The sequence below is a fragment of the Streptomyces sp. NPDC058678 genome (assembly GCF_042714835.1).
Classification (GTDB): Bacteria; Actinomycetota; Actinomycetes; order Streptomycetales; family Streptomycetaceae; genus Streptomyces.
In genome coordinates this window covers 22,498-47,292 of the sequence record NZ_JBHXSG010000057.1, presented here as the reverse complement: position 1 = coordinate 47,292, position 24,795 = coordinate 22,498, and the positions used below count along the sequence as shown (strand labels likewise).

The 24,795-nt window shown below is 71.8% G+C and carries 24 protein-coding genes, 1 tRNA gene, 1 other RNA gene and 1 pseudogene; 13 read left to right on the top strand and 14 right to left on the bottom strand.

Annotation, left to right across the window (positions count from 1 at the left end; all coding sequences use genetic code 11):
• Window positions 1-52: 52 nt before the first annotated feature.
• On the bottom strand, window positions 53-583 hold the full coding sequence (locus tag ACFWWR_RS36955; protein WP_383862873.1) for a hypothetical protein: 531 nt from the start codon (window positions 581-583) through the stop codon (window positions 53-55).
• 336 nt (window positions 584-919) lie between these two features.
• Window positions 920-1,105: a hypothetical protein gene (locus ACFWWR_RS36950; protein ID WP_383862567.1), complete on the bottom strand. Its 186-nt coding sequence runs from the start codon at window positions 1,103-1,105 to the stop codon at window positions 920-922.
• Window positions 1,106-1,212: 107 nt separating this feature from the next.
• Between ACFWWR_RS36950 and upp the strand changes: the two genes are divergently transcribed.
• Window positions 1,213-1,848 (top strand): uracil phosphoribosyltransferase, encoded by a 636-nt coding sequence (gene upp, locus ACFWWR_RS36945; protein WP_383862569.1) that lies wholly within the window; start codon window positions 1,213-1,215, stop codon window positions 1,846-1,848.
• A gap of 44 nt (window positions 1,849-1,892) precedes the next feature.
• Here the strand turns inward: upp and ACFWWR_RS36940 are convergent, their stop codons facing one another.
• On the bottom strand, window positions 1,893-2,537 hold the full coding sequence (locus tag ACFWWR_RS36940) for a LytR C-terminal domain-containing protein (protein ID WP_384307956.1): 645 nt from the start codon (window positions 2,535-2,537) through the stop codon (window positions 1,893-1,895).
• A 99-nt stretch (window positions 2,538-2,636) separates the two neighbouring features.
• Complete coding sequence (locus ACFWWR_RS36935; RefSeq protein WP_003999914.1) at window positions 2,637-2,933, bottom strand: type II toxin-antitoxin system VapB family antitoxin; 297 nt, start codon at window positions 2,931-2,933, stop codon at window positions 2,637-2,639.
• A gap of 284 nt (window positions 2,934-3,217) precedes the next feature.
• Here ACFWWR_RS36935 and ACFWWR_RS36930 point away from each other — a divergent pair.
• Window positions 3,218-3,613 (top strand): annotated as a pseudogene (locus ACFWWR_RS36930) (helicase HerA-like domain-containing protein); the annotation flags it as partial.
• A 20-nt stretch (window positions 3,614-3,633) separates the two neighbouring features.
• Here ACFWWR_RS36930 and ACFWWR_RS36925 read toward each other — a convergent pair.
• The 5 genes from ACFWWR_RS36925 to ACFWWR_RS36905 form a co-directional block, all read right to left on the bottom strand.
• Window positions 3,634-3,756 carry a hypothetical protein gene (locus tag ACFWWR_RS36925; protein ID WP_383862574.1) on the bottom strand — a complete coding sequence of 41 codons (123 nt, stop codon included), beginning with the start codon at window positions 3,754-3,756 and terminating at the stop codon, window positions 3,634-3,636.
• Window positions 3,757-3,826: 70 nt separating this feature from the next.
• Window positions 3,827-4,174: a hypothetical protein gene (locus tag ACFWWR_RS36920; RefSeq protein ID WP_384307953.1), complete on the bottom strand. Its 348-nt coding sequence runs from the start codon at window positions 4,172-4,174 to the stop codon at window positions 3,827-3,829.
• Window positions 4,175-4,275: 101 nt separating this feature from the next.
• Entirely contained in the window at window positions 4,276-4,869 is a 594-nt protein-coding gene (locus ACFWWR_RS36915; protein ID WP_383862580.1) for an HhH-GPD-type base excision DNA repair protein, read from the bottom strand.
• 25 nt (window positions 4,870-4,894) lie between these two features.
• Window positions 4,895-6,379, bottom strand: coding sequence for an FG-GAP-like repeat-containing protein (locus tag ACFWWR_RS36910; RefSeq protein WP_384307950.1), 1,485 nt, complete (start codon window positions 6,377-6,379; stop codon window positions 4,895-4,897).
• Window positions 6,380-6,462: 83 nt separating this feature from the next.
• Window positions 6,463-7,245, bottom strand: a complete 783-nt coding sequence (locus ACFWWR_RS36905) for a siderophore-interacting protein (RefSeq protein ID WP_384307947.1) — start codon at window positions 7,243-7,245, stop codon at window positions 6,463-6,465.
• Between the two features lie 92 nt (window positions 7,246-7,337).
• Here ACFWWR_RS36905 and ACFWWR_RS36900 point away from each other — a divergent pair, with 92 nt between their 5' ends.
• From ACFWWR_RS36900 to ACFWWR_RS36880, 5 genes are all read left to right on the top strand, one after another.
• Window positions 7,338-9,407, top strand: a complete 2,070-nt coding sequence (locus ACFWWR_RS36900) for a penicillin acylase family protein (protein ID WP_384307944.1) — start codon at window positions 7,338-7,340, stop codon at window positions 9,405-9,407.
• Window positions 9,400-10,011, top strand: coding sequence for a GNAT family N-acetyltransferase (locus tag ACFWWR_RS36895; RefSeq protein WP_383862589.1), 612 nt, complete (start codon window positions 9,400-9,402; stop codon window positions 10,009-10,011). Before ACFWWR_RS36900 ends, ACFWWR_RS36895 begins: the two co-directional genes overlap by 8 nt.
• Window positions 10,008-10,481, top strand: coding sequence for a cupin domain-containing protein (locus ACFWWR_RS36890; RefSeq protein ID WP_383862592.1), 474 nt, complete (start codon window positions 10,008-10,010; stop codon window positions 10,479-10,481). The genes ACFWWR_RS36895 and ACFWWR_RS36890 overlap by 4 nt, the downstream gene beginning before the upstream one ends.
• Entirely contained in the window at window positions 10,478-11,245 is a 768-nt protein-coding gene (locus ACFWWR_RS36885; RefSeq protein ID WP_384307941.1) for an SDR family NAD(P)-dependent oxidoreductase, read from the top strand. Before ACFWWR_RS36890 ends, ACFWWR_RS36885 begins: the two co-directional genes overlap by 4 nt.
• 126 nt (window positions 11,246-11,371) lie before the next feature.
• On the top strand, window positions 11,372-13,108 hold the full coding sequence (locus tag ACFWWR_RS36880) for a copper resistance CopC/CopD family protein (RefSeq protein ID WP_383862876.1): 1,737 nt from the start codon (window positions 11,372-11,374) through the stop codon (window positions 13,106-13,108).
• Here ACFWWR_RS36880 and ACFWWR_RS36875 read toward each other — a convergent pair.
• On the bottom strand, window positions 13,056-13,988 hold the full coding sequence (locus ACFWWR_RS36875) for a DUF72 domain-containing protein (RefSeq protein WP_384307938.1): 933 nt from the start codon (window positions 13,986-13,988) through the stop codon (window positions 13,056-13,058). The two genes, ACFWWR_RS36880 and ACFWWR_RS36875, sit on opposite strands and share 53 nt — an antisense overlap.
• A 156-nt stretch (window positions 13,989-14,144) precedes the next feature.
• On the opposite strand from ACFWWR_RS36875, the gene ACFWWR_RS36870 reads away from it, so the two are divergent.
• Window positions 14,145-14,435 carry a zinc-ribbon domain-containing protein gene (locus ACFWWR_RS36870; RefSeq protein WP_383862601.1) on the top strand — a complete coding sequence of 97 codons (291 nt, stop codon included), beginning with the start codon at window positions 14,145-14,147 and terminating at the stop codon, window positions 14,433-14,435.
• 27 nt (window positions 14,436-14,462) lie between these two features.
• On the opposite strand, the gene ACFWWR_RS36865 is transcribed toward ACFWWR_RS36870, so the two are convergent.
• Window positions 14,463-14,966 carry a DUF5990 family protein gene (locus tag ACFWWR_RS36865; RefSeq protein WP_383862604.1) on the bottom strand — a complete coding sequence of 168 codons (504 nt, stop codon included), beginning with the start codon at window positions 14,964-14,966 and terminating at the stop codon, window positions 14,463-14,465.
• Window positions 14,967-15,411: 445 nt separating this feature from the next.
• Here ACFWWR_RS36865 and ACFWWR_RS36860 point away from each other — a divergent pair, with 445 nt between their 5' ends.
• Together ACFWWR_RS36860 and ACFWWR_RS36855 are read left to right on the top strand one after the other, a co-directional pair.
• Window positions 15,412-15,543: a hypothetical protein gene (locus ACFWWR_RS36860; RefSeq protein WP_384307935.1), complete on the top strand. Its 132-nt coding sequence runs from the start codon at window positions 15,412-15,414 to the stop codon at window positions 15,541-15,543.
• Between the two features lie 138 nt (window positions 15,544-15,681).
• A complete protein-coding gene (locus ACFWWR_RS36855) occupies window positions 15,682-16,329 on the top strand; it encodes a DUF2637 domain-containing protein (protein ID WP_383862609.1) in 648 nt (215 codons plus the stop codon).
• 104 nt (window positions 16,330-16,433) lie between these two features.
• On the opposite strand, the gene ACFWWR_RS36850 is transcribed toward ACFWWR_RS36855, so the two are convergent.
• The 3 genes from ACFWWR_RS36850 to ACFWWR_RS36840 all read right to left on the bottom strand — a co-directional run bounded on the left by ACFWWR_RS36850 (window position 16,434) and on the right by ACFWWR_RS36840 (window position 20,706).
• Window positions 16,434-17,855, bottom strand: coding sequence for an ATP-binding protein (locus tag ACFWWR_RS36850; protein ID WP_384307932.1), 1,422 nt, complete (start codon window positions 17,853-17,855; stop codon window positions 16,434-16,436).
• A 62-nt stretch (window positions 17,856-17,917) separates the two neighbouring features.
• A complete protein-coding gene (locus tag ACFWWR_RS36845) occupies window positions 17,918-20,368 on the bottom strand; it encodes a helicase-associated domain-containing protein (protein ID WP_384307929.1) in 2,451 nt (816 codons plus the stop codon).
• Between the two features lie 250 nt (window positions 20,369-20,618).
• A tRNA-Ser gene (locus tag ACFWWR_RS36840) sits at window positions 20,619-20,706 on the bottom strand.
• 71 nt (window positions 20,707-20,777) lie between these two features.
• Here ACFWWR_RS36840 and ffs point away from each other — a divergent pair.
• The 3 genes from ffs to purD all read left to right on the top strand — a co-directional run bounded on the left by ffs (window position 20,778) and on the right by purD (window position 24,723).
• Window positions 20,778-20,876, top strand: an RNA gene (gene ffs, locus ACFWWR_RS36835) — signal recognition particle sRNA small type.
• An 84-nt stretch (window positions 20,877-20,960) separates the two neighbouring features.
• Window positions 20,961-23,378 (top strand): DNA polymerase III subunit gamma and tau, encoded by a 2,418-nt coding sequence (locus ACFWWR_RS36830; protein ID WP_383862666.1) that lies wholly within the window; start codon window positions 20,961-20,963, stop codon window positions 23,376-23,378.
• A 94-nt stretch (window positions 23,379-23,472) separates the two neighbouring features.
• Window positions 23,473-24,723, top strand: a complete 1,251-nt coding sequence (gene purD / locus ACFWWR_RS36825; protein WP_383862668.1) for a phosphoribosylamine--glycine ligase — start codon at window positions 23,473-23,475, stop codon at window positions 24,721-24,723.
• The last annotated feature ends 72 nt before the right edge of the window (window positions 24,724-24,795 follow it).

Genomic DNA, 24,795 nt, shown 5'->3' with positions numbered 1-24,795 from the left:
GCCCGCCACGGGTCGCGCACCGGGTCCGGTGCCGTTCCTGCGGTCGGTGAGGTCAGCGGACGGCCTCCAGGACCTCCGAGGCGCCCAGGGCCTCGGCGATCTCGGTGACCGCGTCCTGCGACAGCGACTTCAGGTCCTTCTCGCCGACGCCGAGGTCGTCCAGGATCCGGATGTCGCCGACCGGGCCGTGCGGCACGAGCTCGCCGGTGCCGCCGTCCTCGGCGTCACCGTCCTCCTCGTCCTCACCGTCCTCGGTGCCGTCGAGATCGAGGGCGTCCAGGTCGGTCTGGACCTCGTCGGGATCCCTGCCGAGCAGTTCGTCGGTGAGCAGGATCTCCCCGTACGAACTGCGGGCGGCGGCTGCCGCGTCCGAGACGTAGATGCGCGGGTCCTCCTCACCGTCGATGCGGACGACGCCGAACCAGGCGTCCTCCTGTTCGATCAGCACGAGCACCGTGTCCTCGTCGGGAGAGGCTTCCCGAGCCAGGTCGGCCAGATCCGACAGGGTCTCCACATTGTCGAGCTCCGTGTCGCTCGCTTCCCACCCGTCTTCGGTGCGCGCGAGCAGTGCGGCGAAGTACACCGTGACTCTCCCACTGGTCATAGGCGTGCCGGTTGGGAATCCCCCCGGCGGAGGCTGTGGGCGGGGAGAGCTGTGCTCCGAGCCCCACCCACTCGGAATCGTGGCAGAAACATGGCGCTCAGGGGACGTCTTCGGCTCCCTGTGTGTCCGGCTGCCGCCGATCTCGTGGCAGCGGAGGGCCCGTTCGAGGTCTCACCAGCGCACTCGTTGCCGCCAACAGCGGATCGTACGCGGCTTTCCCAGGCGCCCACGCACGGCCACCCGGACGGAGCGGGACGGCCCCGAGCTCTTCCAACTCGGCGGCCCCGTCGGCGTGTCTTGGCTCCTACCGGGTTCTCACCAACGGAACGTCCGCATGCGCATCGCGTGTCGCAGCCGGGCCGTCTTGGCGCGGCGGGGCTGGACGCGGTCGCGCAGTTCGCGGGCCTCGGCAAGGTCGCGCAGGAACTGGGCGCGGCGCCGGCGGCGCTCGGCGTCGGTCCTCGGGGCCGACGCTTCCTCTCGGGTATAGCGGTCAGGCATAGGCACACCACCCTGGTACGTCCCTCCCACTTTCCCCCTGATGGGCGGTTTGATGCCAGCGCAAGGTCTAACGGAGTGCGGCGCGGTTCCCGGTTACTGTTAGCGCCATGCGTCTCCACGTCGTCGACCACCCTCTGGTCGCCCACAAGCTCACCGCGTTGCGCGACCAGCGCACCGACTCCGCGACCTTCCGCCGGCTCGCCGACGAGCTGGTCACCCTGCTCGCCTACGAGGCCACGCGTGACGTGCGCACCGAGCAGGTCGACATCACGACGCCGGTCGCCTCGACCACGGGCGTCAAGCTCTCCTACCCGCGCCCTCTGGTGGTGCCGATCCTGCGGGCCGGCCTCGGCATGCTGGAGGGCATGGTCCGGCTGCTGCCGACCGCCGAGGTGGGCTTCATGGGCATGATCCGTGACGAGGAGACGCTCCAGGCGTCCACGTACGCCACGCGCATGCCGGAGGACCTCTCCGGCCGCCAGGTGTACGTCCTCGACCCGATGCTCGCCACCGGCGGCACCCTGGTCGCGGCGATCCAGGAGCTGATCAAGCGTGGTGCGGACGACGTCACCGCCGTGGTGCTCCTCGCCGCCCCCGAAGGCGTCGAGCTCATGGAGCGCGACCTCGCGGGCACCCCGGTCACGGTCGTGACCGCCTCGGTCGACGAGCGCCTGAACGAGCACGGCTACATCGTGCCGGGCCTGGGCGACGCGGGGGACCGGATGTACGGGGCGGCCGAGTAGGCCTCGGCGCGAGCAGCCGTACGAAGGAGGCCTTCGTACGAGGCTCAGCAGTTCTGCTTCGAGGAAGTGGACGTCGGCTGGGGCGCGGCCAGTGCGGCCAGTGCCTTGTCGGCGTCCGCCTTGCTGTTCAGGTCCTTGTAGCCGGTCCCGATGATCAGGTCGAGCTCGGTGCCCTTACGGGCGGCGTCGGTGCGGCGCTCGGCCGTGGAGAGCTGGGTGGCGAGGACGGGCAGCGAGGTGTTCAGGGAGGACGTGGGGCCGAGCAGCAGCCCGGTGCCCTTGACCTTCTTGTCGAACTCCTTGGTCGCGTTGCCCACGTCCCCGATCTTGAAGCCGCGCTTCTTCAGCTCGTCCGCGGTCTTCTTGGCGAGGCCGCTGCGGGGGGTCGCGTTGAAGACGTTGACCGTGATCCGGGCGGGCTTGACCGTGGTGCCGGCGGAAGGGGAGGCCGACGGGGTCGCCCGGGAGCCGCAGTCCGCCTTGGGGCCGACCGCCTCGGCCTTCTTGCCGCCGCCGGTGAAGACGTCGATGAGCTGCAGGGTGCCCCATCCGGCCAGCCCGAGCGCGGCGACGGAGGCAACCAGCCCGAGGGCGAACCTGCCGCGCCACCGGGACCGGCGCATGCGGGGGTACTTGTCTCCCGTGATCCGGTACTGGCCGCCCATGCCGGGGGGAGTCAGCATGCTCATGGGCGCAGCGTAGTGCGCCCGGGCGACGATTCCTACTAGATGATCATTGGACGCGGTGCAGGAGAACCCGAAAGGGCCAACCCGTCACCGGGGAGCGGCTCAGTCGAGTTCGAGCACGCGCGCGTGCAGCACCTGGCGTTGCTGGAGCGCCGCGCGGACCGCTCGGTGGAGGCCGTCCTCCAGATACAGGTCGCCCTGCCACTTCACGACGTGCGCGAAGAGGTCGCCGTAGAACGTGGAGTCCTCGGCCAGCAGGGTTTCCAGGTCGAGCTGGCCCTTGGTCGTCACCAACTGATCGAGGCGGACCGGGCGCGGCGCGACGTCCGCCCACTGCCGGGTGCTTTCCCGGCCGTGGTCGGGGTACGGCCGGCCGTTTCCGATGCGCTTGAAGATCACACGGAAAGCCTACCGGTCAAGACCTTCCGGGCGCAGCCATGGCGACGGAGTGCCAGGCTGAAAAAGAGGAGCAAATCGGGGTAAACAGGAACAGGCGTTCGAGATGAGTGACGGTGAAACGATTCCGCCGGCCGCCGTTCCCGAGGCTCCGGGGAGTGCCCCCGCCCTCCCGAGAAGGCCCTGAAGATCGCCTCCGGGTACGCCTTCACCGGCCCCGCCCTCGACCTGGGCGCCCTCCTCCGGGGCGGGAACTGTCTGCCGGACGCGCAGATCCGCATCCCTACACCGGGCTGGCGACGGGGGAGGCCGTGGTGACGGTGCTGAGCGAGAAAGGTGCCCCCACCCCGGTCGCCGCGACCCGGCTGCGCGCCCCCGAGTCCCTGATGGGCCCGGTCGAGGCGACGACCCTGGACGAGGCGGTCACGGCGTCGCCGTCGCACGCGCGGTACGCACAGGCTGTGGATCGGGAGTCGGCGTACGAGAAGCTGAACGCCGCGCGCGGGGCGAAGGGGCCCGACGAGATGCGGGCCGCGTCGAAGCCGAGGGCCGAGGAGGAACCCTCCGTCGTCGGACAGGTCGTCGGCAGCGGCATGTTCAAGTCCCTCGCCCGCTCGATCGGCACCCGGATCGGGCGCGAGATCACCCGCTCCGTCTTCGGCACGGCACGGCGGAGGCGGTAGCCACCGCCTCCGCCGACGGGTCAGCGGCCCTGTTCCTTCGGGGGCTGCTGCGGTTTCCCTTCCTTCACCTGGGGCCTCGGTGCGTTGCGTGCGGCCTCGGCGCGCAGGAGGGCGCGCAGGACGGCGTACGGGTCGATCGCCATGTCGGTGTTCCTCGCGTTCTCTGGGTTCCTTGCGTCGTACTGACGGACCGGAGGGCGGGAGCCGGTTCTGTCAGCAGCGCAGGACCACCGAGCGCAGGGCGTGCAGGGCCGCCGGGGTGCGCGGCGGCGGCACGGGCCGGGGCCGGGCGGCCGGGCCGGCGTGCGGTGCGTCCGGGCGGGGAGCGGGCCGCAGCGGTACGGCGGGACGGCCGGTGCCCCGTGTCACCGGTCGCAGCACGGTGTCGAGGGCGTCGTACTCGAAGACCGCCGCACCGCCCTCGGCGGCCGGTGAGGCGGTGGGCACCGCCTGTGCGCCCGCGTGCGCGCCGGGCACGCACAGGGCGAGCAGCAGGACGAGCACCCGCAGCCAGGCACACCGGCGGGCGGGACCGAAGGCTTGCGGTGCGGCGGTGCTCACGGAAGTCATTTCCCCGTGCGGCCTACGTGGTTCATCCCACCGGCGGTGAGAACCGCCCCTTCGGCCTACACCCCGGGCCGGCCGGGCCACCCGAACGGCGGCTACTTCCCGGCGGCCTTCGCGGCCTTCGCCGCCGCCTTCATCTCCTGCTTGTGCGCCCGGACCCTGGTCAGCGACTCCGGCCCGGTGATGTCGGCGACGGAACGGAAGGACTTCGGCTCGCCGTAGGCGCCCGCGGCCTCGCGCCAGCCCTCGGGCCGCACGCCGAGCTGCTTGCCGAGCAGGGCGAGGAAGATCTGGGCCTTCTGCTTGCCGAAGCCGGGCAGTTCCTGAAGGCGGAGCAGCAGTTCCCGCCCGTCGGTCACGCCCTTCCAGACGAGCTCGGCGTTCCCGTCGTAGTGCTCGACGAGGTACTGGCACAGCTGCTGGATGCGCTTGGCCATCGACCCCGGATAGCGGTGCACGGCCGGTTTCTCCGACAGGAGCGTGGCGAAGGCCTCCGGGTCCTGTGCGGCGATCTCGTGCGCGTCCAGGTCGTCGGCGCCGAGCCGGCCCGCGATCGTGCGGGGTCCTTTGAACGCCCACTCCATCGGAACCTGCTGGTCCAGCAGCATCCCGACCAGAGCGGCGAGCGGGGAGCGGCCGAGGAGCTCGTCGGCCTCGGGGTCCTGGGCGAGGTGAAGAGTGACGTCCATGACCCCGATCATGCCCCTGTGCGCCTCAGCTCTCCACGTGAGGGCTGGTCAGCGCCGCGCCGAAGTACCCCTTCACTCCGCGCACGGTGATGCCGGCGCTCTTGCCGCAGAGGTTGACCGAGCCCTTGGCGACGGGGCCGGCGGCCGAGCCGCGGGCGATCCACAGGCAGCCGTCGCTGTTCTCCCCAGGGGCGCCGACCACGGTCTCGGCCCTGCCGTCCTTGTTGAGGTCGGCGAGGTGGACGGCGGCGCCGAACCAGTCGCCGGCCTCGGCGGCGCCGGGGACGTCCGCCGTGTCCTGGGTGTAGCCGGCCGCCTTGGCGGTGGTCAGGCCGGTGGCGGAGCCGCGCAGCAGGACGGCCGTGCCCGCCGAGGCGCGGGTGCCGACGGCTTCCTCGGGGGAGCCGACGAGGACGTCCGTGTAGCCGTCGGCGTTCACGTCGCCGAGGCTCAGCGACTGGCCGAACCAGTCGCCCCACTCCGCGGTGCCGGGGACGCCTGCCGTGTCCTGGTGGAAGACCTTGGGCTTCTGAGCGCCGGTGATGCCCTGGGCGCTGCCGTACAGGACCTGGATCTCGCCGCCCTTGCGGGCGGCGCCGGGTGCGTTGAAGTGGGACTGGTCGCCCGCGACGCCGGTGACCAGGTCGCCGTAGCCGTCGCCGTTGAGGTCGCCGATCCGGCCCGCGTGGCCGTCGGCGTAGGGGAGCTCGACGGGCCAGGTCTCGCGGGAGTTCTCGGCGTCGGGGGCCCCGCTGTCGAGGTCCACCGGGCCGCGGATGTCGCCGTCGGTGGGGCCGGCCAGGTAGAAGCGCTCCGCCCTGCCGTCGCCGTTGACGTCGCCCATCACCACGCCACGGGCGTTGACCCGCCCTTCGAGGTAGCGGGAGGCGGAGCCGCCGGTGCGGGTGAAGGGGCCGCCGTAGGAGGCGGCCGAGCAGGCCGAGCCGATGCCGGCCTCGGGAGCGCCGTCGCCGTTCATGTCGCCGGTGGCCAGGGACATGCCGAAGCGGCAGTACGTCCTGCCGTCCCCGAACCCGGCGGGCGGGGCGATGTTCGCGCCGCCCTTCAGCCCGTTCGGTCCGCCCCACACGACGGTCACGGAACCCCGGGACTCGATGCCGCCGACGTCCTCGCGGGGTGTGCCGACGAGCAGATCGGCGTAGCCGTCCCGGTCCAGGTCGGCACTGGCCACCGTGGTCCCGAACTCGTCCCACTTCTCCGGCTCGCCGGGGACCCCCGCCGTCGCCTGGGTGACGACCGTCCGGCGGGTGGCGCTGACCGAGGACTTCGACCCGTACAGCACGACGACCGAGCCGGCTTCCTCCACGGTGCCGTTGGCCGCGTGCGGCGCGCCCACGGCGAGGTCGCGGTAGCCGTCGCCGTTGAAGTCGTCCTGGACGGCTGCGGTGTTGGCACCCTTGTAGGGGGCGGCGGCGGACGACGTCATCGGGGTGAGGGTGACGCCGGCGACAGCGGTGATGAGGGCGGTCGCCAAGACTGCTCTGCGCAACGGGGCTCCTGGGTCGTGCGGCAACAGGTGTTCCACACGACCCACAGGTCACGCAAAGGGTTGTACCCGCGGCCGATACAGGGTCAGCCGGCCCGCCAGTACCCCAGCGCGTGCATCCGCTGCCTGGGCAGGCCCAGCTCCTTGCGGACGTACGAGGACAGGGTCCGGGTCGTCGCCGTGTCGCAGGCGATCCAGACGTACGGCTCCGGGCTGGCCTTCAGCAGGTCGGGCAGGGCCGCCTTCACCTGGGCGACCAGGTGGGCGCCGGAGTCCTGCCGGGGCACGGGGCGTACGTCGTGCCGGGCGGGGTCGGTGCGGAAGGGGAGGCCGTCGAGGGCGGCGTCGAAGGCGGTGCCGGGCGAGCCGTCGGAGGTGCGGTCGGGGCTGCCGTCGGGGGTGCTCTCGAACCAGACGGTCGCCGGGGCGGGGGCGAGCGCGTCGAGGAGGGAGTTGAGGGCGGGCAGCGAGGCCGGGTCGCCGATCGCGAAGACGTGCGAGGGCGTGGGATCGGGCCGTTGGAAGTCGGTGCCGTGCACCGTCGCCTCGATGGTGTCGCCGGGCTTCGCCGCCCGCGCCCAGTCGCTGGCGCACCCCTCGTGCAGGGCGAACTCCAGGCCGAAGGTGCCGGCCGCGGGGTCGGGGTCGACCAGGGTGTAGGCGCGCTGGTGCGGTCTGCCCGCGTTGTCGAACCAGAGCCGCACCCACATCGTCGGGTGGACCCCGGTCGCCGCCAGCATGCCGCCGTCGGTGAGGTGGACGCGCCGGTAGTGCCCGGTGACGTCCTCCGCACCGGTCACGGTGAACACGAAGTCCTTCGCGCGCAGCAGCTTGAGGACCGCGCCCTCCCAGCCGTGCCCCTGCCTCATCGCGTTTTCACCCTTCGCGTACGATTCCACCACCATTTAGTTAGGCAAGCCTAACCTAAAGCGTAGAATCCAAGCACAGACAGGGCACAGGGATGAGCACCGAGATCTTCCGCGACGCCTGGGGCATACCCCACCTCCGCGCCGGCAGCGCGCGGGAGCTCGCCCGTGCCCAGGGCCGGGTCACCGCCCGCGACCGGGCCTGGCAGCTGGAGGTCGAGCGGCACCGCACGCAGGGCAGCTCGGCCGCCTTCCTCGGCACCGAGGCCCTGGCCTGGGACCTCTTCGCGAGACGGGCCCGCCTCGACGACACGTCCAGACGCTGCTTCACCGCCCTGGAGAGACGGGACCCGGAGACGGCGGACTGGGTGCGGGCGTACGTCGACGGCGTGAACGAGGGCCTCGCGCGGACCGAAGCACCCGAGTTCGCCCGCGTCGGCCTCGCCCCCGGCCGCTGGGAGCCCTGGACCCCGCTCGGCGTCTGGCTCGCCACGCACATCCTCTTCGCCGGGTTCCCCGCCAAGCTGTGGCGCGAGCAGGTCGTCCGGCACCTGGGAGCGGACGCCGTCCAGTTGTTCGCCACCGACGGCCCGGGCACCTCCGGCAGCAACGGCTGGCTGGTCGGCGGCGAGCGCACGACCACCGGCGAGGCGGTCATCGCCGGCGACCCGCACCGCTTCATCGAGGACCCCGGCGTCTACCAGCAGATCCACCTCTCCTGCCCCGAGTTCGACGTCGTCGGCCTCGCCGTTCCCGGCGTCCCCGGCATCGCCCACTTCGGCCACACCGGCACGGTCGCCTGGGCCATCACCAACGCGATGGCCGACTACCAGGACCTCTACCGCGAGAGGCTGCGCCGCACCGGCGCCGGCGTCGAGGCGCTCGGCCCGGACGGGCTCTGGCACCGGGCCGCCCGGCACACGGAGACCGTCGAGGTGGCGGGGGAGGAGCCGGTCGAGGTCGAGGTCATCGAGACGGAACGCGGACCGGTGATCGCCGGCGGCCCCGAGGGACTCGACGACGGCACCCCGCTCGCGCTCAGCCTCCGCTACCCGCCCCGCGTCACCGACGACCTCGGCTTCAGCGCCCTGCTCCCCCTGCTGCGGGCCCGCCGGGTCGCCGACGTCGACCACGCCTTCGACCTGTGGGCCGAGCCCGTGAACGTCGTCCAGGCCGCCGACACCGGGGGCGGCCTGCTGCACCGCGTCGCGGGCCGGGTGCCGCTGCGCTCCGACGCCAACCGCACGCACCTCGTCCCCGCCTGGGAACCCGGCCACGACTGGCAGGGCTGGCACGAGACGCCCCGGGCGGGCCTCACCGACGGCATCGCCGTGATGGCCAACCAGCGCGGACCGGCGGCACCCCTCGGCGTCGAGTTCGCCCCGCCCCACCGCGCCGACCGCATCACCGCCCTCCTCGCGGAGAAGGACCACTGGTCGCCCGCCGACATGCCGGCCATCCACATGGACACCCGACTCGCCTCCGCCGAACCGCTGCTGGACCACCTGGAAGCGCTGGACGGCCTGACTCCCGAGGCCGCCGCCCTCAGGGACACCCTCCTGCGCTGGGACCGCCACATGGACGCCGACAGCACGGACGCGGCCCTGTACGCGGCCGTGCGCGGCGCGGTCGTACGCCATCTCGCTGCCCACCCGGCGTTCGCCGCGCTGACCTCCCCGCCCGCGTACCCGGAGGTCTTCCTGCCGTGGCTCGCGCTCGTCCCGCGGATCGGATTCGCGCTCGAACACCTGCTGCGGGCCGAGGAGTTGTACGGCATCGACCGCGCGGAGACCGTCCGTACGGCCGTGGAGGAGGTGGCCGCCGTCGGGAACCCGCCCGCCACCTGGGGTGACACGCACCGCCTGTTCGCCTGGCGGGCGCTCACCGGCACGCCCGACGAGGGGCCGGGCCTGTCCGGTGACCACGACTGCGTGCTGTGCACCTCCGCCGTGCCCGGCTGGACCGACATCAGCGCGCGCGGCCCGGCGGCCCGTTACGTGTGGGACCTGGCCCGGCGCGAGGACAGCCTGTGGGTGGTGCCCTTCGGCGCCTCGGGAGTGCCCGGCTCGGCCCATCACCGTGACCAACTCCCCCTGTGGCTCAGGGGAGACCTCGTGCCGGTCGTCACCGACTGGCGGCAACTGAAGAAGGAGACCGATGTCTGACGCGTACGCCCCCACCCGCGAGCCCGTCCACGAGCACACCGTCGACGGCTTCGGCACCGTCCGCGTCCTGCCCCTCGACGCGGCCGCCGACGCCGAGGTCGTCCACGCGTGGGTGAGTGAGGAACGGGCGTCCTTCTGGGGGATGACCGGGCTGAGCAGGGACCAGGTCGCGGAGATCTACGCCCACATGGACACCCTCGACACGCACCACGCCTTCCTGGTGCTGAAGGACGGCGAACCGGTCGCCCTCCTCCAGACCTACGAGCCGGAGGCCGACCGCGTCAGCGAGTGCTACCAGGCGCGCCCCGGCGACATCGGCGTCCACCTGCTGCTGGCGCCCGCGGGGCTGAACGGCGCGAGCCCCGGCTGGTCGTCGGCGCTGCTCACCGCCGTCACGTCGTACGTGCTGCAGGGGCTGGACCGCACACGCGTCGTGGTCGACCCCGACGTGCGCAACGAGAAGGCCATCGCGCGCTTCCTGAAGCAGGGCTTCGAGGCGGGCCCGGTCGTCGTCCTGCCGGAGATAGACCTCCCGGACGTGTACCTGCCCAAGAAGCACGCCCAACTCGCGTTCCTGAACCGGGAGGTAGCCTTCCCGGCGTGACCCCAGACGACCTCGTCGCCCACTACGGTCTGGAGCCCATCCCCCGCGAGGGCGGGCTGTTCCGACGCACCTGGGCCGGACCGGAACTGCCGGACGGCCGGCCCTCGGGCTCGGCGATAGTCGCCCTGCTCACCGCGGACGACTTCTCGGCCCTGCACCGCCTGCCCACCGACGAGATCTGGCACTTCTACCTGGGCGACCCGCTGGAACTCCTGCTCCTCGCCCCCGACGGCACGACGGCGACCGCCGTCCTCGGACCGGACGTACTCGGCGGCCAGCACCCGCAGCTCACCGTCCCCGGCGGCACCTGGATGGGCGGACGGGTGGCGGCGGGCGGGGAGTGGACCTTCTTCGGCTGCACGATGGCGCCCGGATTCACCTACGAGGACTACGAGCACGGCAACGCGGCGGAGCTGGCGGCGCGTTACCCGGCGCGGGCCGACCGGATCGCGGGACTGTGCCGTCCATGAGACTCCTCGAAGGGCACGTGGCACTGGTCACCGGCGCGGGCGGCGGCATCGGACGGGGCATCGCCCTGCGGTTCGCCGAGGAGGGCGCGGCGGTCGCCCTGCACTGCCGTACCGCGGTGGAGCCGGCCCGCGAAGCGGCGTCCCGCATCAGGGACGCGGGCGGGCGGGCCGTCGTCCTGCGGGCGGACCTCGCCGACGAGGAGGAGTGCCGGCGCCTGGTGCGGGAGGCCGCCGAGTGGGGCGAGGGCCGGCTGACGGCGCTGGTCAACAACGCGGGCGTCCAGCCGACGCGGGCGCTGCCCGGGATGACGGCGGCGCAGTGGCGGGCGGTGGTGGACACGAACCTGTCGAGCGTCTTCGCGTGCACGCAGGCGGCGGTGGAGGTGATGCGCGGACAGGGGGCGCCCTCCGGTTCCGTGACCCACATCGCGTCCATCGAGGCGAGCCACCCGGCCGCCGACCACGCCCACTACGCAGCCTCCAAGGCCGCCGTGGTGATGCACGCGCGGGCGGCTGCCCTGGAGTACGGCCCCCACGGCATCCGCGTCAACACGGTCTCGCCCGGCCTGATCGACCGGGCAGGGCTGGCGGAGGCCTGGCCGGACGGCGTACGGCGATGGGAGCGGGCGGCGCCACTCGGCCGGCTGGGGAGCCCGGAGGACGTCGGCGACGCGTGCGTGTTCCTGGCGTCGCGGCTCGCCTCCTGGATCACCGGGCAGGACCTGGTGGTGGACGGCGGGGTGACGGCACGGCCGACGTGGTGAGCGTTCCGGCTCCCGTGTCCGTACCTGTCCGGTAGGCGGCAAGTCCACAGACGGAGAAGAGACGTGGAGCGTGCGGGTGAGTTCAGGGCAGGCGCGGGCCGAGGACGCCGGGGACTTCAAGGGCTGGTGCTGCTGGGCACCGTGCTGGTCCTGCTCCTCCTCGGCAGCGCGGGGCCCGCGGCGGCCCACGCCGCTCTCCGCGACACCGACCCCAAGGACGGAACCGTCCTCAAGTCCGCCCCCCGCCACCTGACCCTCACCTTCACCGAGTCCGTGGGCCTCCTGGAGGACTCCTTCCGCGTCCTGGACCCCGGCAACCACCGCCTGCGCACGGGCAAGGCCCAGCACGCACCCGAGGGTTCCGACACGGCCCGGGTCACCCTGCCCGCCAAGCTCGCCGAGGGCACGTACGTGGTGGCCTGGCGGGTGGTGTCGGCGGACAGCCACCCGGTGTCCGGGGCGTTCACCTTCTCGGTGGGCAAGCCCTCCGCGACCACGGCGGTGGTCGGCACGGACCCCGCCGAGGACCCGGCGACGGCAGGCCTGTACAACATCGCCCGCTACCTGGCGTACCTGGCCGCGGCGTTGCTGATCGGCACGGCCGTCTTCCTGACGGCCTGCCGCCCCCCGGACCCCACCCCCCTGCGGGCGCTCCTGCGAGCGGGCTGGTGGACCCTGCTGGCCTCCACCGTGGGCCTGCTGGTGCTGCGCGCCCCGTACGAGTCGGGCACGGCCCCGTCCCTCGACCCCTCGGCCTTCGCCCGCACCCTGACCACCCGCCCCGGGCTGGTCCTGCTGGCCCGCCTGGCCCTCCTCCTGCCGGCGGCCGTCCTCGTCGTACGACTGCTGCGGCGCGGGTCGCTGTCGCGCGCGTGGCTCGCCGCGGGCGCCGCCCTCTGCGTCGGCCTGGCGCTGACGTGGGCCGCGGGCGAGCACGCGTCGGCCGGCATCCAGGTGCCGGTGGCGATGACGTCGTCCGTCCTGCACGTCCTCGCGATGGCGGTATGGCTGGGCGGCCTGACGGCACTGCTGACCTCGCTGTACCGCTCACAGGCGGCCGTCCCGGCATCGGTGGTGGCCTCCTTCTCCCGCCTGGCCCATGGGTCGGTGACCGTCCTGGTCGTCACCGGCGTCTACCAGTCCTGGCGGGGCCTCGGCTCCGGGAACGCCCTCACCGACACCACCTACGGCCGCCTCCTGGTCGCCAAACTCGCCGCCGTGGTCGTGCTGCTGGCGGCGGCGAGCGTCTCGCGGCGGTGGACGGCGAGGCTGGTGCAGACGGAAGTGGCCGTACCCGAACGCGTCCCGGAGCCGGTGGGTGGCCCTCCGCTGCCACCGCGCGAACCTGCCGACGACCCCCGCTCCCCGTCGACGACGCACCACGGCTCCTTGCGCCGGTCGGTCCTGGCCGAAGTCGCCGTGGGCGTGGCAGTACTGGTGATCACGACCGTCCTCACCGGCACCCTGCCGGGCCGAGCGGCCGCCGAAGCCGCCGAAACGGCGTCCACCACCGGCCTGCCCACCGCCTCCGTCACCACCATCCCCTTCGACGTCGGCATCCCCGGCGGCCAGGGCAAGGTGCAGATCACCCTCGACCCCGGCCGCACCGGCGACAACCGCGTGGAAGCCGTCGTCTACGGCCCCGACGACGGCATCTCCACCGTTCCCGAGCTCCGCCTCTCCTTCACCCTCCCCGCCCAGGACATCGGCCCCATCGACGCCCGGCTCACCGACAAGGGCGGCTACTGGGCCACGAACACCGTCAACCTCCCCATCGCCGGTGACTGGCAGATGAAGGTGACGGTCCGGGTCACGGAAATCGATCAGGTGAGCGAGTCGAAGAGGGTGCGGATCGTGGGCTAGGCAGGGCCCGACCGACGAGCAGCCGCTCCATCGTCTCGGCGGCGCGTACGGCGGAGTCGGCGCAGCAGTTGTTGAAGAGGACGTGGAGCTGGCCGACCCGGCCGGCGAGGGTGCGTAAGCGGGGCACCCATTCCTCGAGTTCGGCGCGCGAGTAGTCGTACCGGAAACGGTCCTCCTTGCTCCCGGTCCCCCAGGCGGCACTGCGCCCGTGAAACCGCACGACGGACAGGCGCGGCGAGGTCACCGGCGTGACGGGCGGTATCGAGGAGGGCAGCGTCCGGACCATGTCGACACCGACGGCGGCGAAGCCGAGGCGCGCGAGCAGCGAGGCGGTCGCCTCCGCCCGTCCGTCCGGTCCCCCTCGGCCGTCCGGCTCGCTCCTCCACCACGCCGGATGCCGGAACTCCACGGCGAGGGGCCACCCGGCCGTCCGCACCGCGCACTCCTCCAGAAACGCCTCGGCCCGCGCCCCCGGCCGGAACCACGGCGGAAACTGGAACAGCACGCCCCCGAGCCGCCCGGCCTCCCGCAGCGGCCCGATCCCGGCGGCGAACCGCGCCCACACCTCGTCGAGCACGACAGGATCCCCGGCGTCGGCGGGTAACCCGTCAGGCAGGGACCGTTCCCTGGTCGGATGCCCGGTGAGCAGGGAGAACGCCTTCACGTCGAACACGAACCCGCCCGGCGTCCGCTCCGCCCACAACCGGCTGTTCCGCTCCCCGGGCAACGCGTAGTAACTGGAGTCGACCTCCACCACCGGAAACCGCCCCGCGTAGTACCGCAAGCGCCCTTCGGCGTCCCGCTGCCCGGCGGGATACCACCCGCTGCCCACGAGGGCCCGGTCGGTCCAGGAACACGTGCCGACGAGGATGTCACCCATGGGGAGCGGTTACCCAGCCGCCGGGCAGGAACGCGACGCCTCAGGAGCCCGATCATCCGCGCCGGGCGTCGGAGTGCAGGACACTGTGATCCGTGACCGCACCTTGCCGCTCGCCGGCACTGTGTCGGCAGGTACTGACTCGGGAAGGAACCCGGCATGATCATCTTCGGCACCAAGGGCTATCTGTACCAGCTCGCGATACTGACCCTGGTGTGCGGCCAGTGCGGCAACCCCGCCGCGCACACGCTCAGGAAGCGCGTCACGAAGTTCACGCTGTTCTTCGTGCCGTTGTTCCCGTTCTCGACGAAGTACACGACGCAGTGCACCTTCTGCGGCGCGGAACAGAAGGTGACCAAGGAACAGGCGGAGCAGCTGCAGGCGCAGGGCGCGGGCGGCCAGGGCGGTCAGCAGTACGGGCAGGCGCAGCAGCAGCCGTACCAGTCCTGAGCGCGGACCGGGCGGGCCCGCCCGGCCTCACTGATCGCGCGCGGCATGTCCCGGGCCTGCGTGGCCGGCCGCCGGTTCAGCGGTCCAGCTGACGTGCGGAGGCGTGATCCGTGCGCACAGGGGCCCGCCCGACGCGTCGGTCAGGCCGAGCCGTGCGACCAGCAGGCCGTCGGGTGCGGCGGCGGCGAGTACGTCGGCCGGGACGGCGTCGAGCATGAGCTTGGCACGCCGGAACATCGTGAAGAGGCCCGCCTCGTCGACCGTCCCCCAGGACAGGTAGATGAACCGGTGCCCCAGACGGTTCTGCACATAGGGCCCTTTCACCTCGACACCGCTCGGCGAGACGACCGCCGAGCACTCCAGAGTCCAGGTCGCCGACGCGGCGTCCCCCCGCTGCGGGTCGAGCAGCTCGGCCGGCCGGTCGCGGCGCTGCACGGCGACGTGGACGTTGCCGTAGGCGGGGGTGCTGCCGTCGGCGGGGGCCGGTCGGGTGAGCCCGGGCAGGTCGAAGGCATCGATACGGATAAGCATGCCGCCCATCATCCGCTGCCCGCTGCCCGCTGCCCGCTGCCCGCTGCCCGCTGCCCGGGACGGAGACGGCCGGCCCTGGTCGTCCCGAGGTGACGCTGTGAAGGTCAGTACTGGCGGAGAATCCTATTTTCCTGCTCAAGGAGATTGTTTGAGAAGACAACCCGCTCGACCCATAAGGTGCGGATCGAGGCGCGGATGGCATTAATTAAAAAACGTTCTCCGCACCTTTCCCCCGCCCCAGGGTCACTCATTTGCCGCGCATCTGGAGGAGAGGGTGTGGCGTTAACGGGATATGACGAAAGCAGGGTCCCATGGCTTGCCCCACCGCGGCACGGGGAAGAATGAACTTCCTACGAACCGTGATGTGACAGTGCGGAAATACACTTACGTGCCTGGCCTGGCACACTCGGCGCTTGAGTCGTGTGGCACCTTGCACAGCGACGGCGTGCGGGTAAAACTCCAGGTCACCGAGTCCTTGCTCCGCGAGTTCCTCGATCTGCTGGAGACGGCCCAGGAGGAACTCAATCAGCGGTGGCGCGATCAGGAAAAGTCCGGCTGTCATGCGGACCGCGCCTGACGGGGGCGGATTTCCATGAATCACGACTATGCGGATCCCTCCTTTGCGCGGCGTGAATGGCATTCCGGCACATCTTCATATGGGCCGGGTACTGACTGGCGTGGCAGTCCTGTCGATGCCCTTCACACAGGGGCTCCCTTGGGACCCCCCGACCCGGGCTGGGACCCGGTTGAGGAGCTTGCCTACCTCCTGCAGGAGGCCGTTCCGGCGGAGCAGCCGGCCGTGGCGCCGCCGCCTCGCAGCGACTCCCCGTCCGACGTCGGCTTCACCGACCCGATGGGGAACCTGGCGCAGATCACCGCTCAGCTTCCGCCCATTCGACGCTCTTCCTCCGGGCATCGGAAGATCCGAGCCCGAAACGTCCGAGTCAAGTGGTTGCAGACCGGCAGCTTCGTCATCATCGCAATTGTTGCCGTCATCGTGGCGATGGTCAGCGTTTTCGGCGGCATGGTGGCATACGGGCCTCTGCAGAACATCTCGTCCGGTACGAAAAGCGAGATGATCCCTCAGTGGCCTCTTCTCGTGTACGGCCCCTGGATGGTGGCGTCTCTCTCCATCCTCCGGACTGCCTTGCATCGGCGCCGGGCCGCGCACTCATGGTTCATCGTTCTGCTGTTCTCCTCCGTCGCGATCATGCTGTGCGTAGCTCAGGCCGACCGGACCTTCACCGGTATCGCCGGAGCCGCCCTGCCTGCCGTCGCGTCCCTGGCATGTTTCCAGCAGCTCGTCCGACAAATCACACTGACTCTGCCACCGCGCCAGACGTCGCCTCGTCACGGCCAGTAGCGCACAACCTCATGTCCGCAGGGCCTTCTGCCCGGTAAAGCCCGATGTCGGCCATGATCTGCGCGGGCCGGAAAATACGGCAAGCGCGGGGGACCACCCTCTGCTCACGCCCTGCGCCAGGCGCTGAGCAGTTCCTCGGGGCCGTACGTCACCTGGAGACCGGAACAGTCGGCCCCGTTGCGGGAGACCGCAACGAGCGGTACGGGCTCGTCGGTGATCGCCGCCCGGTGCTTCTGCAGCGCGGCCAGGTCGTGGCTGTCGAAGGCGGAGTTCTCCAGCCACTTGACCGAGCCGAGGAAGAGCAGCTGCTTGGCCACCGGCTGCCGGTCGGCGCCCACCAAGTCGATTTCGACGTCGTTGCTGCGAGTCCAGTAGCCGCCGATCGCCGGGGTGGCGGGCAGGAAATCGTCCGGCAGGAGGCGGGCGAGGGATTCCCGGACGAGGGGTTCGATCGCACGGCCCCGCCAGCTCGTCCACCGCTCCTTGATCCGGCTCAGCGTGAGATCTCCCCGCATCCGCTCGATCTCCGCCATGTGCGGATCCAGGAACGCAAGCCAGAAGCGCAGGTAGGGGTCGGCCACTCGGTAGCGGCGTTCCTTCGAGGGCCGCGGTGAGAGAGGCAGTTCGGCGGCCACCACTCGTTTCTCTGTCAGGACATCCGTGGCTCGGGTGAGAGTGGTGTGGGCGATACCGCCCGCGGCCCGCGCGATGTTGGTGAAGGTTCTCTCGCCGCTTCCGATGGCCCGCAGGACTTCCCTGCTCATCACCTGCGGTGGGAACTCCGCGGCCAGTGAGCGCTCGGCGGAGACCAGCAGCGCCGAGATCGGGTTGTCCAGCGAGTCGCGGAGGAACTCCCAGACATCCGCTCCGGGCCGCCACTCCGCGCAGATCAGCGGGAGGCCGCCCGTGATCAGGGCGGCGTCGAGGGTGTCCGCCGGGGGAAGTCCGAGCATCTCGCCGATGTCGGCCGGGTTCAGCGGCCCTACGACCATCTCCCGGCCGCGCTGATGGAAGGGGCGGTCGTAGCTGTTCAGCGCCTCCATCATCGACAGGTCGGATCCGACCAGGAGGAGCAGTACGGGTTTACGGCAGAGCAGGCGATCCCACGCCCGTTGGAGCATGCCCTCGAAGGCGTCCATGCGGTCCATGAGGTACGGAACCTCGTCGATGACGACCACGCTCGGGCTGTCGTCGGGCAGGATCTCCGCCAGGAGCCTGAATGCGGAGTTCCACTGCTCCGGGGTCTCCTCCGAGAACAGTTCCCGCTCCGGCAGAGTGGATCTGGCTACAGCGTCGAGCAGCTCCTTCAGTTCGTCCTCCGCCGTGCCACCCGCCGCGGTGAAGAAGAGGTTCGGCGCCTCGGTGCGCCGGAGGAACTCCTCGACGAGGCTGGACTTGCCGACCCGGCGTCTCCCCCGCATGAGGATGCACTGGCCTGGCTTCGCCGACCCGGCGGCACCGTGAACGGCTTGGAAGGCGTTGTGGAGCACGTTCAGCTCGCGGTTCCGCCCGATGAAGCGACGCACGGTAACCTTCCCGTAGAGATAGTATCGACAGAGATAGTATCTACACCGACACTATCCCCCCGCTATCTCCCCTCCCATTCGGGCACAGGGCTCATGACGCCGTGGATGCGGGAGAGGGTGAAGACGCGCTCGGCGTCCCGAAGGTGGCACCAGGCTTCGAGGCAGGGCGGATCGAGCATCAGGCGGCTCAAGGTGCGCACGGTCCGGTTGCCCGAGGTGGCGACGTACTCGACGGTGATGGCCTGACCAGTATCGATGGCGTGGGCGAGCTGGCGGACGTCGCTGTATGGCAGGCGCTTCGCCGACCCTGCGACGATCTCCTCGGTGTCCGTGGCGAAGGGCACTCCTCCATCGAACGGCGCCGGATCGGGAGTCGTTGGCGGGGCGGCCAGCAGTTGGGCCGCCAAGGTGGTCGGGCGGACGGCGGCGGGCGCCTTCGCCGCGCTCGTGGCAGCGATCCGGCCGCCGTTCTTTCCGTTGGTGCCGCGCGGAGCCGGAACGGAAGCGGCGGCCCGCAGAGGCCGGGCTCTTTCGATGCGCACCGTGCCCTCGGTGGTCTCGGCGACAGGGGCGTATCCCTCGGCCCGGAGCGCGGCGAGAGTCGTGTCGAGTGGGCTGCGGCTGACCAGCACCGTCGGCGCCAGCTGCCGTAGCCCAAGCTTGGCGAGCTTGCGGTGGGCAGCGAGTTCCGCCAGGAGGGCGGGATCGTCGCCGTGGAGGACGCAGGCGGCGGGGGCGACGCGCACTCGCCCGTGGCCGCGCGCGGTGTCGGCGATCAGGTACGACAACGGCTGTGGCAGAGGCCCGGCAGCGGCAGCGGCCAGGTCGGCTGTGAGGTCGTCGGGGACACGGCCGGCGTCCAGAGCCCGGCGGATGCTGCCGGCGCTGAACCGCCACACCGATGCCGTGCCGCCGGCCTCCCGTTCGGCGACCGAGTCCAGGAGCGCGGCCAGCCGCGCGGACGGTGTGCCGGTGACGACGGCGGTGAGGTCGGCCCCGATCCGGGCCGTTGAGGTGGCCGGGGGCAGCAGCCGTCGGCAGGCGATGCCCAGTTCTGGGATTTCGTCGGCCCACAGGTGGGCGCCGAGGGGGGACAGGGCACCACGAGCGAGCACACCGAGCAGTTCGGCCTCACGGATCACGGCGGCGAACGGCGTTCCGTCCTGGGGCGATGAGTCGGCGAGCGGTCGGTGCCAGGCGATCAGGGGCCCCAGATCCGAGGCGACCCTCATGCCCTGCCCTGTCGGGAGCTGTACGGCTGCGGCCAACAGTCCGTGGCGGGCTTGCACGCAGCCGCTGCAGGGCGGTGCTCCCGCGAGAGAGGGAAGCGCCTTGTTGTCCTCGTCGCGCGCTCGGGTGGGGGTGAGCGGCAGGTTCCGCCATGCCTGAAGCAGTACGGCGAACTGCTCCGGGGGTTCCTGTTCCGCCCAGGCGTCGTACGCCTCGGTGGGCACTACACGATCGCCGTCCCGACCCAGCAGCCCGGCAGCGTACGCGGTCTCCAGGACGAGGCGTACGACGGCGTCGTCGGCCTGAGCGGCCTTGCCGATCCGGGCCAGTTCCCGCGCGCCGACCCCACCGGATTTCAGCCGGGCCGGCGCAGCTGCGGAGCAGGCCGAGAGGACCGAGGCGGCACGGGCAGCGAAACCCGAGGCCACAGCTGACGCCTCGCGGTCCACCTCCGCCAGGGTGACAGGCACCAATCGCGCGGAAGGCGGGACGGGTTCGAACGGCGCGTGCCAGCCGGGCCCGCGCAGCGCGAGCGCCACCTCGGCAGGCACCCGGGCCGGACCGTAGCGGTGACGGTCCTGGATCAGGAGCCCTCGGTCCAGTGCCCATCGGGTGCCCGGTTCGAGGCCGGGGCTCGCATGTCCCCACGTGATGAACTGCGCTGGCTCCCCCGGCGCAGCCCCCGCTCGGCGTTCGAGCAGCTCCCGGGCTGCCGCAGGGGCCTTGGCGACCACTGAGGCGATCTGTGCCGGGTCGCTGTGGTGTTCCAACAGTGCGGACAGTCGCTGCGCCTTGGTGCCCGGCGGCTTGACTCCCAGCGTCGCCAGCATGCCGCGCAACTCGTCGGAGGTCGTGCCCGCAAGCAGTTCCTCCAACGGAGCGTCCAGCCCCAGGGGCGTGTCCCACGCCTGCCGCAGCGGTCCGGCCATGCGGAGCCTTCCCGCGCCGTCCGGCCAGACCAGAGCGTGATCGGCCAGCGCCTCCAGCACGGCCTCCAGTTCGTGGGTGGTTCGGCATTCCGCCGCTCCCAGCAGTTCCGCCAGGGCATCGCGCGATGCGGGCGCACCCAGTGCAGCCAGCGCCTCGGCCACCTGGAGGTGCGGCAGCGCGAGCCGCGGCAGGGCCAGCGCCACCGATCCCGGGCGCTGAAGACGGTCCGCCAGTTCCCCCACCGAGCGCGGCTCCGGTGGGGACACGGCGTCCTTCCGCGTCCCGAGCACGCGTGCCAGACGAGAGGCGTCGAGGCTGCCCAGCCACGTCGCCAGCGTTGATCGGGACTTCATGCGGGGTGCACCTCGTCAGACCAGGGAGCGTCGAAGCGGGGCCGGAGCCCCAGTGCCGGGTCCGAGGATGGCGTATCCGCGTGATCCGCGGGTGCCATATGAGGGAAGGTTCCCCTTGGCGGGCGTTGGCGGGCGTTGGCGGCTTGCGGGCCGCGTCAATCGCGGCGCGAAAGGGCAGAAACGCACTACTACGCGTCGAAGGGCCCCACCGCGAACGGTGGGGCCCTTCGAGTCGTGCCCGGTGAGGCACTGGCGGAGGATACGAGATTCGAACTCGTGAGGGGTTGCCCCCAACACGCTTTCCAAGCGTGCGCCCTAGGCCACTAGGCGAATCCTCCGCCGCAAACAATACAAGACGTTGAGGCGTGCTCGCGAACTCGTTCCCCCCGCTCGGATCCTGTAGCCTTGGCGCAGCCCCTCACGCGGCGCTATCTGACTGAACTCCCCCAGGGCCGGAAGGCAGCAAGGGTAGGTTGGCTCTGGCGGGTGCGTGGGGGGCGCTTTCGTTTGCCGGGACGCTTCGGGTGCTGTCCGAGCCGTCGCGTCCGTCGCGGGGGGCTCGTTGTCAGTGGGCGCCTATAACCTCGTATGCGTGTCGTCTCTCGCGTTGTACCGCCGCTACCGCCCGGAGTCGTTCGCCGAGGTCATCGGGCAGGAGCATGTAACCGACCCGTTGCAGCAGGCGCTGCGGAACAACCGGGTCAATCACGCGTACCTGTTCAGCGGTCCGCGCGGGTGCGGCAAGACGACCAGCGCGCGAATCCTGGCCAGGTGCCTGAACTGCGAGAAGGGGCCCACGCCGACGCCGTGCGGGGAGTGCCAGTCCTGCCAGGACCTCGCGAGGAACGGCCCCGGCTCCATCGACGTCATCGAGATCGACGCCGCTTCGCACGGTGGTGTGGACGACGCCCGTGACCTCAGGGAGAAGGCCTTCTTCGGGCCCGCCGGCAGCCGGTACAAGATCTACATCATCGACGAGGCCCACATGGTCACGTCGGCCGGCTTCAACGCGCTCCTCAAGGTCGTCGAGGAGCCGCCCGAGCATCTGAAGTTCATCTTCGCCACCACCGAGCCCGAGAAGGTCATCGGGACCATCCGGTCCCGGACGCACCACTATCCGTTCCGGCTCGTGCCTCCCGGGACGCTGCGCGAGTACCTCGCCGAGGTGTGCGGGCGGGAGGGGATCCCCGTCGAGGACGGGGTGCTGCCGCTCGTCGTGCGGGCCGGTGCGGGGTCCGTGCGTGACTCGATGTCCGTCATGGACCAGCTGCTCGCCGGGGCGGGGGCGGACGGTGTGACGTACGCCATGGCGACCTCCCTGCTCGGCTACACGGACCTGTCGCTTCTCGACTCCGTCGTCGAGGCTTTCGCGACCGGTGACGGCGCCGCCGCCTTCGAGGTCGTCGACCATGTCATCGAGGGGGGCAACGACCCCCGGCGGTTCGTCGCCGACCTGCTGGAGCGGCTGCGGGACCTGGTGATCCTCTCCGCCGTGCCGGACGCCGCGGAGAAGGGGCTCATCGACGCCCCCGCCGACGTCATCGAGCGGATGCAGGCCCAGGCCTCCACCTTCGGCGCCGCCGAGCTCAGCCGCGCCGCCGACCTCGTCAATGCGGGGTTGACCGAGATGCGCGGCGCCACCTCCCCCCGCCTCCAGCTCGAACTCATCTGCGCACGCGTGCTGCTGCCCGCCGCGTACGGCGACGAGCGCTCGGTCATGGCCCGTCTGGACCGCATCGAGCGCGGCGTGAACTTCTCCACGGGCGGCGGTGCGCCGGCGATGGGCTACGTGCCCGGGCCGGACGCGCATGCGTACGGGGGAGCGGTGGGAGGAACGGCGGCGGGGGTTGCTCCGGTTCCGCCGGTTCCGCCGGGGGGTGGTCCGGCTGCGGTTCGGGCCGCCGTACGAGCTTCCGGGGCGCCCGCCGTCGCCGGGGCCGCCGCGTCGGGCGTGCCCTCTGAGCAGGGGACGCCCACAGGAGTGGGGGCGGCTGGAGCATCTGCCGCTCCCGCCGACCGCCCGGCCGGTCCCGACCACGCACCGCAGCCACCTCAGCCTCAGGACAAGCAGGCCCAGCGGCCACCTCAGCCCGAGAATCAGCCCGCCCCGCAGGTCCAGCAGAGCCAACAGCCTCAGCGGCCCCAGCCCCAGTCGCCTCCCCCGGCACCCACCCCTGCCGCCGCATCCCCCGCCCCCGGCGCGTGGCCCACCGCCGCGCCCGCGGGCGGCGGTCGACGACCCGGCGGCTGGCCCACCGCGTCGCCCGCCGGCGGCGGACAGCCCCCGGCCGCGCAGAGCAGCGCCCCCGCGCCTGCCCCCTCCCCTCCCGCCCAGGCGGCCCCCCAGGCTGCGGCCCCCGCCTCCGCCTACGCCCCCCCGACCGGCGGCCTCGACCCCCGCACGCTCTGGCCGAACATCCTGGAGGCCGTCAAGAACCGCCGCCGGTTCACCTGGATCCTGCTCAGCCAGAACGCGCAGGTGACCGGCTTCGACGGCACCACCCTCCAGCTCGGCTTCATCAACGCCGGCGCCCGTGACAACTTCTCCGGCAGCGGCAGCGAGGACGTGCTGAAGCAGGCGCTGGCCGAGCAGTTCAACGTGCAGTGGAAGATCGAGGCGATCGTCGACCCCTCGGGCGGCTCGGCACCCCCGGCCACCGGCGGACCCACGGGCAACGGTGGCCACGGCGGCGGAGGCGGCGCCGGCTACGGCGGTTCAGGCGGCGGCTACGGCAGCGGAGGCGGCGGCTACGGCGGTGGCGCCACTGCCCCACAGCGCCCGGCATCCCCCCAGCCCACGCCCACCGCACCCACGCCGACCACCTCGGCACCCCCTTCCACCGGCGCCCCCGCCCCCCGGCCGTCCGCCCCGGAACCGCCCCCGGTCTCCCCCGAGGACGACATCCCGGAGGACGACGACCCCGATCTCGACGAGTCGGCCCTGTCCGGCCACCAACTCATCGTGAAGGAGCTGGGGGCGACGGTGGTGGAGGAGTTCTCGCACGAGTAGTGATCTCGCCTTGGAGAAAACCACAATTCTTCACCCCCCACCCGTTCGGAAGCCCGCACAAACCACTTCGCCTTCCTCCCGTTAGGCTGACCCCGTGAAGGTCCTCGTCATCGGCAGCGGTGCCCGCGAACACGCCCTGTGCCGTTCTCTGTCCCTCGACCCCGACGTCAGCGCGCTGTACTGCGCTCCCGGCAACGCCGGCATCGCCGAGGTCGCCGAACTGCACCCGGTCGACGCGCTCGACGGCGCGGCCGTCTCCGCGTTGGCCGTGAGGCTCGGCGCCGACCTGGTCGTCGTAGGCCCGGAGGCGCCGCTGGTCGCCGGGGTCGCCGACGCCGTGCGCGGGGCGGGCCTCCCCGTCTTCGGCCCCTCCAAGGAGGCCGCGCAGCTCGAGGGCTCGAAGGCCTTCGCCAAGGAGGTCATGGCGGGAGCCGAGGTACCCACCGCGCGCTCGTACGTCTGCACGAACCCGGAAGAGGTCGCCGAGGCCCTCGACGCCTTCGGCGCTCCGTACGTCGTCAAGGACGACGGGCTGGCGGCCGGCAAGGGCGTCGTCGTGACCGACGACCTCGATGAGGCCACCTCGCACGCCAACGCCTGCGAGCGCGTGGTCATCGAGGAGTTCCTCGACGGCCCCGAGGTCTCCCTCTTCGCCATCACGGACGGCGTGACGGTCCTGCCCCTCCAGCCCGCCCAGGACTTCAAGCGCGCGCTGGACGGCGACGAGGGCCCGAACACGGGCGGCATGGGCGCGTACTCCCCGCTGCCCTGGGCCGACCCGAAGCTGGTGGAGGAGGTCATGGAGACCGTCCTCCAGCCCACCGTCGACGAGATGCGCCGCCGCGGCACCCCCTTCTCCGGCCTGCTCTACGCCGGTCTCGCGATCACCGGTCGCGGTGTGCGGGTCATCGAGTTCAACGCCCGCTTCGGCGACCCCGAGACCCAGGTCGTGCTCGCCCGGCTGAAGACCCCGCTCGCCGGCGTGCTGATGGCCGCCGCCACCAGCAACCTCGCCGATCTGCCGCCCCTGCGCTGGAGCGACGAGGCCGCGGTCACCGTGGTCATCGCCTCGCACAACTACCCCGGCACCCCGCGCACCGGCGACCCGATCACCGGCCTGGACGAGGTGGCCGCCCAGGACGCCCCGCACGCGTACGTCCTGCACGCCGGCACCAGGCAAGAGGGCGACGCCGTCGTCAGCGCCGGCGGCCGCGTCCTGTCCGTCACGGCGGTCGGCGAGGACCTCACCGAGGCCCGCGACCGCGCGTACCGGGCTGTCGCCCGCGTCAACCTCGAGGGCTCCCAGCACCGTACGGATATCGCGGCGAAGGTCGCGGGGGCGTAAGTCCCGGCGCCCGGGGGCCCGAGAAGCCGGAGTCCCCAGAGCCTCCGAAGCGCCCGAAAGCCCCGAGTTCCC